Here is a 14,958-nt window from a genome sequence, read left to right on the forward strand (position 1 = left end):
TGGCAGTCGCGTTGTAATTCCAGAGGAAATTAAAATTTGATTAAATGACGTGCCTGTTTTTATAGGTAGAAGTAAGTCGAGATGATGAGTATTTCTGTCAAAGCGGGTTGTAATAGGATAATTATAGTAATTCATTTTATTTTTTATAGTGAAAAATTATTCCTTTATAAAATTTAAGATAGATTTAAATACTATTTAATAAAATTATAGACTTTATTTAATTGATTATGCAGTATTTTATTCTGATTTATATTCTTCTAAATTTATAATCAATTACTTCTTTCTTAACTTAAACAGATTAGTTCATGAGGCAATTATTACTCTCAGGATTGGGAGGAGTACTTCTTTTGGTCTCGACCGTCGTTTATGCCCAGAATCGAACGGTTTCCGGAAAAGTAACCTCCTCCGAAGACGGTAGCCCCTTGCCGGGCGTAAACGTAGTGCTCAAGGGCACATCGAGCGGTATCGTAACCGATGCCAGCGGGGTCTACAGAATCATTGTGCCTTCGCCTAACACTACGTTGGTTTTTTCATTCATCGGTCATAAAACCGTCGAAGAATCCGTAAATGGCCGCTCCACTATTGACATTGTGCTGGTGAGCGACACGAAGCAACTGACTGAAATCGTCGTTACGGCTCAGGGGATTCTGAAAACCAGAAATGAGCTTTCCTATGCCGCCCAAACCGTTGGGGGTGATGCTATCAGCGCCACGCGTGATGCCAACTTCGTGAACGCGCTTTCGGGTAAAGTGGCTGGTGTACAGATCCAGAAAAATAACAGTCTGGGGGGCTCTACGGGTATCGTGATTCGGGGGTGGAAATCGCTCAACGGCTCCAATCAGGCGCTCTTTGTGGTCGATGGGGTGCCGATTGATAACTCAACCAATAATGCATCGCGTACCAGCCGGGGAACGGCCGGGTATGATTATGGTAACGCAGCCGCCGATGTCAACCCTGATGATATCGAGAATACAACTATTCTGAAAGGACCGGCCGCTACGGCCTTATACGGTTCGCGGGCATCGAACGGCGTGGTGTTTATCACGACCAAAAAAGGGCGTAAAAAAGGACTGGGCGTTACGCTCAACACGGGCGTTACGTTCAGCAATGCCGATAAAAGTACCTTCCCGAAGTATCAGAAACAGTATGGCGGTGGTTACGGGAAATACTACGGTCCAACCGGAGATGGCTATTTCGATCAGGCCGACGTAGATGGCGACGGTAAGCTCGACAACATTGTGCCAACGTACGAAGATGCGTCGGTAGGTGCTCCGTTCGATCCGAGTCTGCTGGTGTATCAATGGAATGCCTTTGGTGATCCTACCTCGCCAACGTACCGGAAAGCAACGCCCTGGGTAGGGGCGGCCAACGATCCGTTTTCGTTCTTTGAGCAGGGCGTAACCACTAACAACAGCATCACGATTGATGGCGGTAATGAAAAAGGATTCTTCAAGCTGGGCTATACACTGAACAAAGACAAAGGCATTCAGCCAAACAGCCACCTGAAAAAGGATTATCTGAATTTCAGTGCATCCTACGAAATCGTGAAGAAACTGACGGCTACGGCTTCGATTAACTTTACTAATGTTGATGGCCGTGGGCGTTATGCGCAGGGATACGGCGGAAACAACAACATTTCCAGTTTCCGCGAGTGGTGGGAAGTAAACGTCGATGTGAAAGAGCAGGAAGCCGCTTACAAACGTACTGGCCAGAACATTACCTGGAACTGGGCCAGCGGATTGCCGAACAAAACCGGCATCATCTACTGGGATAATCCCTACTTTGCGGCCTACGAAAACGCTCCGAACGACAGCCGTCTGCGTTATCTGGGCTTTACCAAATTGGACTACAAAATCACCGACTGGCTGAATATCATGGGCCGGGTGTCGCTGGATACGTATACGCAGATTCAGGAGGAACGGACAGCTGTTGGTAGTATCGTCTACCCGCAGGGACGCTACGTTCGTCGGGATTTGTCGTTCAAGGAGTATAACTACGATTTGTTACTGACGGGGAATAAGAACATTACCCCAAACGTGTCGGTAAAGGGTGCGTTGGGCGTCAATATTCGGCAAACGCAGCAGAGTGGTATGAGCGCACAAACCAACGGCGGACTCGTTGTTCCCAAAATTTATGCGCTGTCGAACTCGGTCAACCCGATCGAAGCCCCGAACGAGCAGGGCTACTACCTGAACAAGCAGGTGAATGGTTACTTCGCGGATGCTGAAGTGGGCTATAAGGACTTCATTTTCCTGAATGGATCGTATCGGAGAGACGTAGCATCTACGCTACCTGCTGGCAACAATGCTTATAACTACGGTCAGATTTCGACCAGCTTTGTCTTCTCCAAATTTATTCAGGAGAACCCGGTTTTCACGTTCGGAAAATTACGTCTGAACTATGCGGAGGTAGGGGCCGATGCGCCGTTTAATGCGCTGGCCGATCTGTATGATAAACCGACGGCTTTCGGTTCCATCCCACTGTTCTCGGTACCCGGTACAAAAAACAATAACAAACTGCGCCCCGAACGTACCAAAAGCTATGAAGCAGGTATCGAGACATCGTTCCTCGATGGACGTATCGGTTTGGACGTAACGTACTTCAACTCGCAGTCTGTCGATCAGATCATTCCCGTAACGGTCTCAACGGCAACCGGTTATAACTCGAAATACGTAAACGCCGGTATTCTGGAAAACAAAGGCTTAGAAGTGTCGCTGACCGGAACGCCCGTGAAAGTGGGGGGCTTCAAATGGGATGTTAACCTGAACTGGACCCGTATTCGAAATAAAGTGGCGAAGCTGTACGACAACGTAACGAACTTCGCGCTACCGAACGGCGATTTCCAGGCCAGCGGTTCTACCAATGCTCCCCTTGGCAAGAGCTACGGTACGCTCTACGGAACGGACTACATCTACACGAATGGTCAGCCAACTGTCGATGCAACGACCGGGCGGTATCTGCGAACGACTACAACCACCAACGAAATCGGCAACATAAACCCAAAATGGACGGGTGGTTTGCAGAACACTTTTACGTATAAGAACGTATCATTCGGCTTCCTGCTCGATGCCAAAAAAGGTGGTGATATCCTGTCTATCGATATGTACTACGGTCTGGCTACGGGTCTGTACGAAGAGAGCGCCGGTGTCAATGAGTTAGGCAAGCTGGTGCGGAGCCCGGTATCCGAAGGGGGCGGTATTCTGCTGTCCGGCGTCAATCCGGATGGCAATGTCAATAAAACTCGCCTGAATATGCTAGATTATCCGCAAGCGGGTACGCTGACCATTGGACCCACCCACCGCTACGTATATGACGCGAGTTATGTGAAACTGCGTGAGGTGTTGCTGACCTACTCGTTGCCGGCTTCGCTGATGTCGAAACTGGACCCACTGCGCAGCCTGTCTGTGTCGGTTGTGGGGCGTAACCTATGGATCATCCACAAGAATATTCCTTATGCCGATCCTGAAGATAACCTAGGCGCTGGTAACATTCAGGGCGTACAGGTGGGTAGTCTGCCGAACGTACGGACACTCGGTTTTAACATCAAAGCGACATTCTAATTCCTGATTATCATGAAGAAACTAATAAAGGCGTTATATGCGGCAGCACTGCTTCTGGTAGTGACTACGTCATGTAATGACGACATAACCTCCATCAATACGAACCCCAAAGCTTATCAGACGGGGAGCGTGCCGGGCGAAACCTTTTTTAGCAACGCCACCCGAAATCTGACCGATGCGGTGACCTACGGTTTTACCTTCAAACTGATGGCTCAGCAATTTGCCGAAACAACCTATTTCAGTACGACTGCCTATAACCTGGTCGACGTAGGGAGCGGATTCTGGGTATCGATGTACCGCGACGTACTGCTCGATTATAAAGAAGCCAAAACGCTGATCAAGGCAAAACCAAGTCTGTATCCCGACGTTGACCAGAACAAACTGGCCATTATCGAGATCATGGAAGTCTATACGTATTCCCTGCTGGTCAATACGTTCGGTAATGTTCCGTATGCGGGGGCCAGCGGCAGTGGTCTGAAATCCGAAGCCCTGAATCCCGACAATCTGGTGCCTCAATACGACGATGCAGCGGCCATTTATGACGATCTGTTTACACGACTTGATAAAGCTATTTCGCAGTTAAAAACGGGTGCTGACAGCTTCGGGTCTGCCGATCTGATCTACAAAGGCAACGTAGCCAGCTGGCTTAAATTCGCCAATTCGCTCAAACTACGAATGGCCATGACCCTGGCCGATGTGAATTCAACGAAAGCAAAGTCGATCGCCGAATCGGCCGTAACGGCTGGTGTTTTTAAAGCCAACAGCGATAACGCAGCGCTGGTTTATTTGTCGACAACGCCAAACACCAATCCAATCTGGGTTGGGCTGATTCAGAGTTCGCGCGAAGACTACGTAGCGTCGAATACGATGATGGATATGCTAAAGGCATCCAACGATCCTCGTATTACACTGTATTATACCAAAGACAATGCGGGCGGCTATAGTGGCGGTATCTACGGACGTAGTAATGCTTACATCACGTACTCGAAAGCGGGGGCGGCTATGACGGCTACGACTACACCCGGCGTTTTGTTGTCGTACGATGAAATTGCGTTCTATCTGGCCGAAGCCGCAGCACGCGGTTATTCAGTAGGGGGGACGGCTGAAAGTTTCTATAATGCGGGGATTACAGCGTCGATTCTGTATTGGGGCGGCACAGCGGCAGCGGCCACTACGTATCTGACCGAACCAACAGTCGCTTTTGCCACGGCTACCGGATCAACGCCACTTCAGAAAATCGCTCGCCAGAAGTACCTGGCCTTGTTCAATCGGGGGCTGGAAGCCTGGACCGAGTACCGCCGGTTCGACTATCCGACATTCAATAAACCACCCATTCCGCAGGGCGATTTTCCATTGCGTTACACCTATCCAAACTCGGAGCAAAATGCAAATATTAACAACTATGCAGCAGCCGCAGCGGCCATTGGCAGTGATAAGCTAACGACCAAAGTATTCTGGGATACCAAATAAATTGTTGCAGCATAACGAACTGAAAGGTTGCCCGATGGCAGCCTTTCTTTTTGAGTAATAATTCCGCTACGTATGCGACGGGTATATGCTATATTTACTGACCGACCAACGTAGCGTAAACCATGTTGGCGCGTCGATCGGCCAAATTGGCCCGGATTTGTTCTTTGATCACCGGAAAAAATAACCGAAAAAGAGCGGTTTTTCGTTATACTGTTTTGATAATCAGCAAGTCGTCGATCGGCGCTACTTTTCGTATGATTACCGATCGACGACTTTTACGAGAATATATTGTTCAAATAAGTACGTCCAGGGCTTCGCAAAGCCCTATTTTTATCTGTAACTTCACGGCTTCTAATCGTACCGTAGTGGAATTGAAATGCTTGACTGGCGACTTGTCTAAGTTCGTCTAACGTTCTTCTAATCGTACCGTAGTGGAATTGAAATACGAACCCGGCGGGGGATGGGATACCGATAGTACCCTTCTAATCGTACCGTAGTGGAATTGAAATTTTAATACCTGTCCGATTTCCATTACTGTGCCTGTCTTCTAATCGTACCGTAGTGGAATTGAAATGGGGGATTCCCGCGACGGGGCTAAAACTCACCTTTCTTCTAATCGTACCGTAGTGGAATTGAAATGTCATGAGTTCGATCAGCGGTGGCACCCGGTTTGCTCTTCTAATCGTACCGTAGTGGAATTGAAATAAGACAAGGCCAAGCCTCGCAAACGAACGCTTAAATCTTCTAATCGTACCGTAGTGGAATTGAAATACAAGAAAGCAATCTTGGCTAAAGCCTACCAACATCCTTCTAATCGTACCGTAGTGGAATTGAAATCTTCTTAATAACGAAAACGCGGGACGCGACTACAATCTTCTAATCGTACCGTAGTGGAATTGAAATAAAGGAAGATGCAATTTCGACCTATGAAGACCAACTCTTCTAATCGTACCGTAGTGGAATTGAAATGAGCCGGAATAGGTTTGCTGAACGCCCCCCGTACCTCTTCTAATCGTACCGTAGTGGAATTGAAATTAGGTAATGTGGATTTTATGCGTAGCTCCAGTAAACTTCTAATCGTACCGTAGTGGAATTGAAATGGGGGCTGGCGGGGGAATGAAGAAACTACTACTGGTCTTCTAATCGTACCGTAGTGGAATTGAAATATTACACCAGGTTGTAAAGTCGGTGCCAATCTCCAGCTTCTAATCGTACCGTAGTGGAATTGAAATATTTGGTAAAATACATCGTCGGCAGCTCCATAAAACTTCTAATCGTACCGTAGTGGAATTGAAATGTTAACGGTGCCAGTAGTAGCTGCGCAAAGGCGGCACTTCTAATCGTACCGTAGTGGAATTGAAATGTAATTCGCCCGTCAATTGTTCAATCGCGCCAACTATCTTCTAATCGTACCGTAGTGGAATTGAAATATACTCGGCGACATCGCCTATTATAAAACGGGCACGCTTCTAATCGTACCGTAGTGGAATTGAAATTTACCAGAAAAAATGGTAACGCTGATTTACAGTTACTTCTAATCGTACCGTAGTGGAATTGAAATGCGTATTCTACGATCCGGCTGTCGTCTCTAGTGGTGCTTCTAATCGTACCGTAGTGGAATTGAAATCTGCTAGTGGGATGAGACGATGAAGACAACAATCGACTTCTAATCGTACCGTAGTGGAATTGAAATCGCTTGGTGGGGGCGGCAGGTGTGTTAATCCAGTCCTTCTAATCGTACCGTAGTGGAATTGAAATTTCACAAAAGAGCAGATTGAAGCAGCAGACAAGGCCTTCTAATCGTACCGTAGTGGAATTGAAATAAGTCATTTGCTGGCATCAAAGACATGACCACGACCTTCTAATCGTACCGTAGTGGAATTGAAATTATTCCATCGTGAAGCGCACAACTGCCCGACGTGGCCTTCTAATCGTACCGTAGTGGAATTGAAATGTGGTAGAACCCCCAACAGAGCCGGAACTGTGGCACTTCTAATCGTACCGTAGTGGAATTGAAATATCAATGGTTTGCTATCAATATAAGTCGGTTTGCTCTTCTAATCGTACCGTAGTGGAATTGAAATTCGGATGATGTAATCCATCTAAAGCTTTTCTCTCTTCTTCTAATCGTACCGTAGTGGAATTGAAATATCCTGACTGGCGCTTTCGCGTTCAGCAGTCACTAACTTCTAATCGTACCGTAGTGGAATTGAAATTCCAATTGGAAATCCTTTCGGCTTTGCGGCTTTCTCCTTCTAATCGTACCGTAGTGGAATTGAAATTGATTAAGCCGTTTTTCTAAAATAGCATACTTAAGCTTCTAATCGTACCGTAGTGGAATTGAAATTTGGCTGATGTCGGTACCTGCCGAAAAGCACGCGTTCTTCTAATCGTACCGTAGTGGAATTGAAATACAATTCAGGTTCCACCACTCGTGGAGGTCGTTGCTCTTCTAATCGTACCGTAGTGGAATTGAAATCAGCGAGTTCGGCTACCGATGCCAATACGTATCGAACTTCTAATCGTACCGTAGTGGAATTGAAATCGCTTGGTGGTGACACAAGGGATTGTTTTCTTACGCTTCTAATCGTACCGTAGTGGAATTGAAATCAACTCTATCGGGACCTTTCTTTAGCTGAATAAACTTCTAATCGTACCGTAGTGGAATTGAAATATGCCAGATTATAATGCACGGGTATGCCAGTTGTCTTCTAATCGTACCGTAGTGGAATTGAAATGTCAAACTGGCGGGGTACGGATGTTCGAGCGTCTGCTTCTAATCGTACCGTAGTGGAATTGAAATTGGTCTTGACTCTTTCAATGTCACCCTTTGCTTTAGCCTTCTAATCGTACCGTAGTGGAATTGAAATGCAAAAGAAAAGGTGTATCTGTTTATTGTCTGTATCTTCTAATCGTACCGTAGTGGAATTGAAATTTGGTTGGTCTGGATCAAAATTAAACTGCTTTGGGTCTTCTAATCGTACCGTAGTGGAATTGAAATTTGTTTGTGGCGAGCGTAAGCGGTGACATGACCACCTTCTAATCGTACCGTAGTGGAATTGAAATTGAACAGCAACAGGAACTTCTTTTGATGCGGGCACTCTTCTAATCGTACCGTAGTGGAATTGAAATATGGCTCTACGGCAGCCTCCAGTTCTGCTACTTTGGCTTCTAATCGTACCGTAGTGGAATTGAAATGGATTAATAGAGCTTGCCGAGTTGAGCGGTACTTTCACTTCTAATCGTACCGTAGTGGAATTGAAATAGGGAAATATAACTCACGGCTGGCACGGAATTTTTTCTTCTAATCGTACCGTAGTGGAATTGAAATGTTAAGCCAGTCAACGGGTTGCCGCCCTGAATAACAGCTTCTAATCGTACCGTAGTGGAATTGAAATAATCATGTTCTGGCTATTCGCAGTAGGCAAACAATCTTCTAATCGTACCGTAGTGGAATTGAAATCTTCTACACCTTCAGCACCATCTATAGTGAGTTCACTTCTAATCGTACCGTAGTGGAATTGAAATATGCTTCTGACACCACTAAAGTTTCTCTGGAAACTGCTTCTAATCGTACCGTAGTGGAATTGAAATCCTTAAAAGAGCTGGGGCATCAGCTAGTCAATCTCCTTCTAATCGTACCGTAGTGGAATTGAAATTACTTTTTCGTAATCCATAAAGGAGAGGATTAGGCCCTTCTAATCGTACCGTAGTGGAATTGAAATACTTGGAGGGAAACTATGTCCGACCCTGGAACGAACCTTCTAATCGTACCGTAGTGGAATTGAAATTAATTCAATTTGCTAATACCACTAGAGGGGATGGGCTTCTAATCGTACCGTAGTGGAATTGAAATTGTTCGATTTCTTCGACTATGTAGGCCATTATCGTCTTCTAATCGTACCGTAGTGGAATTGAAATTACCCGTTTCAATGGTATTTTTGACATTATCCTTTCTTCTAATCGTACCGTAGTGGAATTGAAATGTTGCTATTGATTCAAAAACAGGATTGCCTACAATGCTTCTAATCGTACCGTAGTGGAATTGAAATGATATTGTTTTCGTTCGCGAATCGTAGCGTAAACCACTTCTAATCGTACCGTAGTGGAATTGAAATGTTGCTTTGTCGCGGATCTGCTGCTCGAAAATGGTCTTCTAATCGTACCGTAGTGGAATTGAAATATTTTTTGAAGGTGAGTATTGATTTAACCAGTGAGCTTCTAATCGTACCGTAGTGGAATTGAAATAAAACTCTTTATGATCCTGTTTCCAACGATTTAGCGCTTCTAATCGTACCGTAGTGGAATTGAAATGAATCAACGATGAATCGAATGCGAGTGACTCTTTCTCTTCTAATCGTACCGTAGTGGAATTGAAATCAATACGCGTAAGCCGTCCCTTTATGGTGATCATTTCTTCTAATCGTACCGTAGTGGAATTGAAATCGAAATCGTCTTCGTTATTGACGATGATGTCCAGCCTTCTAATCGTACCGTAGTGGAATTGAAATATGTGATAAAGTAAGTAGGATAACCGCCTAAATCGGTCTTCTAATCGTACCGTAGTGGAATTGAAATCTTGTTGCGTCCTGGGCTGTTTGTTTAAGATCGTTTACTTCTAATCGTACCGTAGTGGAATTGAAATGAGTAGTGAGCATGCTTACGCTTCATAGGGTCTTTGCTTCTAATCGTACCGTAGTGGAATTGAAATTAAATAACCGCCAACGGGTCAGGCCCAACGTCCGGCCTTCTAATCGTACCGTAGTGGAATTGAAATTACACTGCCCCTATTCGTTTGCCCGGCAATGTTCAGCCTTCTAATCGTACCGTAGTGGAATTGAAATATGAAGGTTTGCTTTATTTGAATCTTTTGCTGTGGGCTTCTAATCGTACCGTAGTGGAATTGAAATTTTAAACGCGGTTTACGCATAGACTCCGTTAGATTCTTCTAATCGTACCGTAGTGGAATTGAAATGTTGGTCGGCCGGGTGCGCTGTTTTAGACATAAAAAGTCTTCTAATCGTACCGTAGTGGAATTGAAATAAAATAGATAACGGTGTATTTAAAAACCTCCTTACCCTTCTAATCGTACCGTAGTGGAATTGAAATTCTGGAAGAGCGGTACGCGGAAATGAACCAGGTGGGCTTCTAATCGTACCGTAGTGGAATTGAAATAACGTCGGGCGTTGGTTGATTTGGGTAGAAAGAAGACTTCTAATCGTACCGTAGTGGAATTGAAATATCTTATAAAATAGGGATATGGTATGAGGTGCGAAAAAAAAACGCCCTTGCTATTAGCAAGGGCGTTCCGGTTTTAATCACAACAACAATTTGCGCCCATGATGACGCGCTTTGCGTTTATTTATAAATCCGATCCTTTACGAGCTTCATGTCATTTAATTCCGGTACAACCTGAACACAATCGCCTGGAATAACGCCCCGTCCAATCCAGTTTACGACAACCTGCTGGGAGAGGTTATATTTTTCGGCATATCGTTTAATCGTTAGCCAGTCGCTCATATCCAATATGGTATCGGGTAGTTTCAGGCCAAGTGACCTGAGATGCGCGATACTAGCGCCTGTTTGCTCATTAATATCCCTGAGCTCTTTATCGAAATCAACTTTTTGAGATACCATGCCTGTATCATTTATGTTTCAATATAAAATATGGTACGACTGAGTAGGGAACCTATTCCCCGTAGTTATTCGTCGTCGGCTTTTAATTCTTTCAGCCATTCGACCATTGCCTTATTGACGAGGAAGGCTCTCGTAAACTCAATTTCTCTTCCATCCGATTCCTGAGTTTCGAGAATCAGGCGTGCTAATTTTAAGGCCCGATCTCGCAACGTTTCGTGCAAGATAATTAGTTTGTCAAGCTCTTTACGGGTCATTTTGTTGTGATTAAAGTAATCTATAAATATAGATTGTGTTTAGTAACTAAACAAATTGGTGCATGGTTATTTTGGCGCTTTTAATAAAACCCAGCTCATTTTGCCAGATTAGCTGAAGTATATAATGAAAGACGTTGTAAACAATTAATCCACTAGCTACTAGATAGAATTGGCCATAACCCTTCTAATCGTACCATAGTGGAATTGAAATAAAGTGATCGTGATTCACGCTCGTCAATCCGGAAAACTTCTAATCGTAACGTAGTGGAATTGAAATGCTGGAAACGGGGTGATCGAGAAGGTCATTCAACTGCTTCTAATCGTACCGTAACGGAATTGAAATAGGGAAGGTTACTCCTTCAGGGTACTGTTGTAACCTGAATATCCTTAAACATGAATGGGTTGTCGCTAATCCGTATGGCTTTTCCACTAGTTGTTGTTACCTGCTTGAGAATAACCTCTTTGGTTTTGACATAAGGGTATTTCTCCCGGTACGTTTCATCAGTCATTTCAGGATTGAAATTGGCGAATAGCGCAGGCCCCTGATACGGCTGTGGGTGCGTTGAGTCGTCTATGCGGAGATTGTCTATGGTGATACGTTCGGGCATATAACAGGTGTAGCCGAAGTCGTGCTGGCCTGAATACGATCCACTGATCAGGGCCGCCGTGACGGGTTTGCCATTAGCCGGAATGAAAACGCAGTTGCGAATGACTAACTCGCCCTGCCAGGTACTGCCATAATCGGGGCGTAGGTTAACAATGCTACGTCCCCGGATGGTGCTATTCTCAACCAGTAAGAGCCCACTGCCAATCGCATTGATCCCCATATGGCCGAGAGTCGAGTTACGGATGGTGGCATTGGCAACGCCCTGGTGCGCATCAAATCGGGAGAGGGTGCAATGATCGTATACCAGATTCTTACAGAAGTTAGAACCGAGAATACCCCAGAATGTAGCATCGTTGATGTCGTTGGTCTGACTGCAGTTCACGAAAGACACGTTTAGCGCCCGATTGGCCGACAGGTCGTAGGTGCCCATTGAAACGGGTTTGCCAGCCGCACCGATGGTCGAGTAGGTACGGTGTCCGGTTAGCACGGCGTTTTTTACCGTTACGTACGAGCAGTCGCCGATATTGATAAAGCCACTATAGGGTGCTCCATGATCTTCTTCTCCCGTAATACGGTGTTCCAGCCCGTCGACCACTACATTCGACCGTCTGATAGCGATGTTTCGATTATAATAGGTGTATTTCGATTCTGCCTTGTTGGCAATAGTAGTGAACCGCCCGCCGGTAATCGTCAGACGTTTCTCGTCGATAGGCAACACGTTGATGTCCGTAATCTGGTCGAAATCCCAGATAATCGGCGCGTTTTTATCGACTCGCCCAGCCTTGTCAACCACAAAAATATCGGTCTGTACCGATCCGTTGTTTTGGTTAAGTCCAAATCGAATGTAGTGTTTTACGTTCGTGTTGGTAACCGTAATCAGGCACGGACCCGGCAAAGATGCGTCAATTTTCTCCTGATTTCGTTTAAGGGACGTAATGGTTTCGAGCTTAAACGGTTTAAGGCCAGAGCTGACCGTGAAAACCGACGCATTCCGGTTTTCTACGTCGGTATCATCAATCAGGAAGGCCGCTTTCCCGAAATCGGTGTCTGTCTGGATAATCACCGTACGTTCTTTGCCACTAATGTAATACGTAGCCCCATCGTCGGCTTTTACGCGCAGGCCGTGTGCATTGGCAAAGGCATGAGCCGCAGCAATTTTGTCGACATCATCCGTTTTGCCGTTGCCGCTGGCACCGAAATCACGATAACGAATCAATCCGGCGGTTTTGAAACGGGTAACTGTAGCTGGCGGTACGTTTACCGCTAATTGGCCTTTCTCGTCCGTATAGACCCGAACGGCTCCTTTATTGGAGGTAATCACTACGTTAGTAGTCGAATTGGTAGGTTGCGCAGCGGCCAAAAATGCTACGAAAACAAGGAATGTCAGAATCGCGTATTTCATCAAACCGGTTAAGTCGATCGTCATACGTTCAAAGGACGTCGCCAGTTAACTTTACCGTTGTGGTCAACCAGAATTTCATGAGGTGGACGTAGCAAGGCAGGTTACCGTCTTTATTGCAGGTTAATTTACGCCCGAAAAGTTTCGTCCAGTTGGGACAAAAGGTGCTTAGCGTGTTCGTAGCCCATCAATACTACTTTCTCAAACGACGTCCATTGCAACAAACCGAATTGCGTAACATCGGGATTAAAGTATAAGTCCAGCAACTGTTTGGTTTCGTTACGTCGGGCAGCGCTACTTAATAAGGTCGTATTAAGCATCATACCCAGCAAGGAGGGAAGCTTGTATTTTCGCTGGTTTTCGGGACGGAGTCGGTCCAGAAACAGCTCAACTGAACCGGGTATCGTATCGATCGTCACTTTCTGGGGCTTATCGATACTCAGATCAACACCAATCACTTTGCCCACGGCATTTGGCGCATGATGTCGGCCGGGAAATTATTGAAAATGCCACCATCAACCAGCAGATTATCGCCATCGATCACCGGCAGGAAAACGCCCGGAATAGCAGTCGTTGCCTTCAGGTACTTGACCAGCGGTCCTCGGGTATGAATTTCTTCCCGAGCCTGGTGGAAATTGCTCGATATGGTAAACAAAGGCAACCACATATCTTCAATACCGACTTCCGAATTCCCAATAAACGCCCTGACTGTTTCCTGAATCATCTGGTCTATTCGTTTGCCACGAATCAGCGAAATCAGGGGTAACCAGCTATAGTCTTTAGTGGGGTTAAAAAGAGCGGCCTGATGCAAATGCTGGTGCATGATGTCCAGCGGCTGATCGAATGAGATCGAAGCGGCCAGCAGCCCTCCGACGCTGGTTCCACCCAAAAAATCGATTGGAATTGAAAATTCCTGAAGGGCTTTTACGACGCCCAGATGCGCAAATCCTTTCGCTCCGCCACCCGCTAATACGACTCCGTTGGCGGTTCCGCTGAGAATTCGGGCCAACCGAGCTATATCGCGGGCTAGCCCTTGCCGGATATGATAATGCTGTGAAATCCAGGGCCGGTGACGCAACCAATCGGCGGTATGGTGGGGGCCGAGTGTAGCAGAACCAGGGTTTGCTTATGCTTCGTAGCCAGGTACGTTGGCTGAAGTTGTATTTCTACCTCGGTCAACCGGTACGACTGTTGGGCATCGGCAATCAGGAGAATTTCATCGGCTTGTCGTAAACACCGTTGTGTCCAGGCACTAAGATGACCATCCGGCTTATCGGCCAGTAAAATCAAAAAATGATGCTGTAACTCCTGTTCATCAAGCCAGTTAGAGAGCCGCCAATGGTCGTAACTATCTGTTTTCGTTGCCTGGGCTATGTTCCGTTGAAAGACCTGATCCGCAATTGGGCTCGATGCGGTATAAACGCTACCTTTCTGCTGAAGTAACTGGCCTAATTCATAGCCAATTTGTTCCAGGTCAATCTGTTCATGGAGAGCCAGCAGGCAGATATTGGGCCGTTTTCTGATGGGTTTACGGGGCATGTGCGCGTACTTCAGCCGCTCTATAATTCGGTTGCTGATATTGACCAGCGCCTTTGGATAGGCGTCAATGACCTCTTCGAACACTTCTTTTGATAGCTTGATCAGAACACTATCGCGGAGCGCTGTAACTGTGGCCCAAAGGGGTTCGTTGGCCAGAATGCTCATTTCGCCGACAATTCCTCCCCGCATTACCTCCCCAATTCGCTTTGGGTTTCCATCGCTGTCCTCGACGGAGACCTGCAATCGTCCACTACCGACAAAATACATGGCATCTCCCGGATCGTTTTGATGAAAAAGTACCTCGCCACCGCTTAGCTCTACTCGCTCAAGCTTAGGCTCCATTAATGAAAAAAATGATCATCAAATTCACCCAGGATACTAGCCAAAGCTTTATGTACCAGTTCATGTTGTTGCATGGGAAGAAGTTATTATATCTTATCTCGAATCAGCAATGAAGGCTATACGTTCAGCTTTACTAACCAGTATAAGCAA

Annotated in this window: 8 protein-coding genes and 1 CRISPR repeat array; of the genes, 2 read left to right on the forward strand and 6 right to left on the reverse strand. The window is 46.0% G+C overall.

The annotated features are described in order from the left end of the window. Positions 1–305 precede the first annotated feature (305 nt). Entirely contained in the window at positions 306–3,560 is a 3,255-nt protein-coding gene (locus GK108_RS13850) for a SusC/RagA family TonB-linked outer membrane protein (protein WP_163949089.1), read from the forward strand. Between the two features lie 12 nt (positions 3,561–3,572). Then, on the forward strand, positions 3,573–5,030 hold the full coding sequence (locus tag GK108_RS13855; RefSeq protein WP_163949092.1) for a SusD/RagB family nutrient-binding outer membrane lipoprotein: 1,458 nt from the start codon (positions 3,573–3,575) through the stop codon (positions 5,028–5,030). Between the two features lie 348 nt (positions 5,031–5,378). After that, positions 5,379–10,271: a CRISPR direct-repeat array (repeat unit 30 nt; unit sequence CTTCTAATCGTACCGTAGTGGAATTGAAAT). A gap of 117 nt (positions 10,272–10,388) precedes the next feature. On the opposite strand, the gene GK108_RS13860 is transcribed toward GK108_RS13855, so the two are convergent. The 6 genes from GK108_RS13860 to GK108_RS13885 all read right to left on the reverse strand — a co-directional run bounded on the left by GK108_RS13860 (position 10,389) and on the right by GK108_RS13885 (position 14,808). Beyond that, a complete protein-coding gene (locus GK108_RS13860; RefSeq protein ID WP_163949095.1) occupies positions 10,389–10,667 on the reverse strand; it encodes a hypothetical protein in 279 nt (92 codons plus the stop codon). Positions 10,668–10,732: 65 nt separating this feature from the next. Beyond that, positions 10,733–10,921: a hypothetical protein gene (locus GK108_RS13865; RefSeq protein WP_163949098.1), complete on the reverse strand. Its 189-nt coding sequence runs from the start codon at positions 10,919–10,921 to the stop codon at positions 10,733–10,735. A 359-nt stretch (positions 10,922–11,280) separates the two neighbouring features. Then, positions 11,281–12,930: a hypothetical protein gene (locus tag GK108_RS13870; protein ID WP_163949675.1), complete on the reverse strand. Its 1,650-nt coding sequence runs from the start codon at positions 12,928–12,930 to the stop codon at positions 11,281–11,283. A 125-nt stretch (positions 12,931–13,055) separates the two neighbouring features. Continuing rightward, entirely contained in the window at positions 13,056–13,394 is a 339-nt protein-coding gene (locus tag GK108_RS13875) for a hypothetical protein (protein ID WP_163949101.1), read from the reverse strand. Then, positions 13,382–14,005, reverse strand: coding sequence for a patatin-like phospholipase family protein (locus GK108_RS13880; protein WP_163949105.1), 624 nt, complete (start codon positions 14,003–14,005; stop codon positions 13,382–13,384). The genes GK108_RS13875 and GK108_RS13880 overlap by 13 nt, the downstream gene beginning before the upstream one ends. Next, positions 13,954–14,808: a cyclic nucleotide-binding domain-containing protein gene (locus tag GK108_RS13885; protein WP_163949108.1), complete on the reverse strand. Its 855-nt coding sequence runs from the start codon at positions 14,806–14,808 to the stop codon at positions 13,954–13,956. The genes GK108_RS13880 and GK108_RS13885 overlap by 52 nt, the downstream gene beginning before the upstream one ends. Positions 14,809–14,958: the final 150 nt, after the last annotated feature.

This window comes from Spirosoma terrae, assembly GCF_010435915.1.
GTDB lineage: Bacteria > Bacteroidota > Bacteroidia > Cytophagales > Spirosomataceae > Spirosoma > Spirosoma terrae.

What these genes read in the sequence shown, in the direction of transcription:
- GK108_RS13850 (WP_163949089.1), top strand. Translation starts at nt 306, where the DNA reads ATGAGGCAATTATTACTCTCAGGATTGGGAGGAGTACTTCTTTTGGTC.
- GK108_RS13855 (WP_163949092.1), top strand. Translation starts at nt 3,573, where the DNA reads ATGAAGAAACTAATAAAGGCGTTATATGCGGCAGCACTGCTTCTGGTA.
- GK108_RS13860 (WP_163949095.1), bottom strand. Translation starts at nt 10,667, where the DNA reads ATGGTATCTCAAAAAGTTGATTTCGATAAAGAGCTCAGGGATATTAAT.
- GK108_RS13885 (WP_163949108.1), bottom strand. Translation starts at nt 14,808, where the DNA reads ATGGAGCCTAAGCTTGAGCGAGTAGAGCTAAGCGGTGGCGAGGTACTT.
- GK108_RS13870 (WP_163949675.1), bottom strand. Translation starts at nt 12,930, where the DNA reads ATGAAATACGCGATTCTGACATTCCTTGTTTTCGTAGCATTTTTGGCC.
- GK108_RS13865 (WP_163949098.1), bottom strand. Translation starts at nt 10,921, where the DNA reads ATGACCCGTAAAGAGCTTGACAAACTAATTATCTTGCACGAAACGTTG.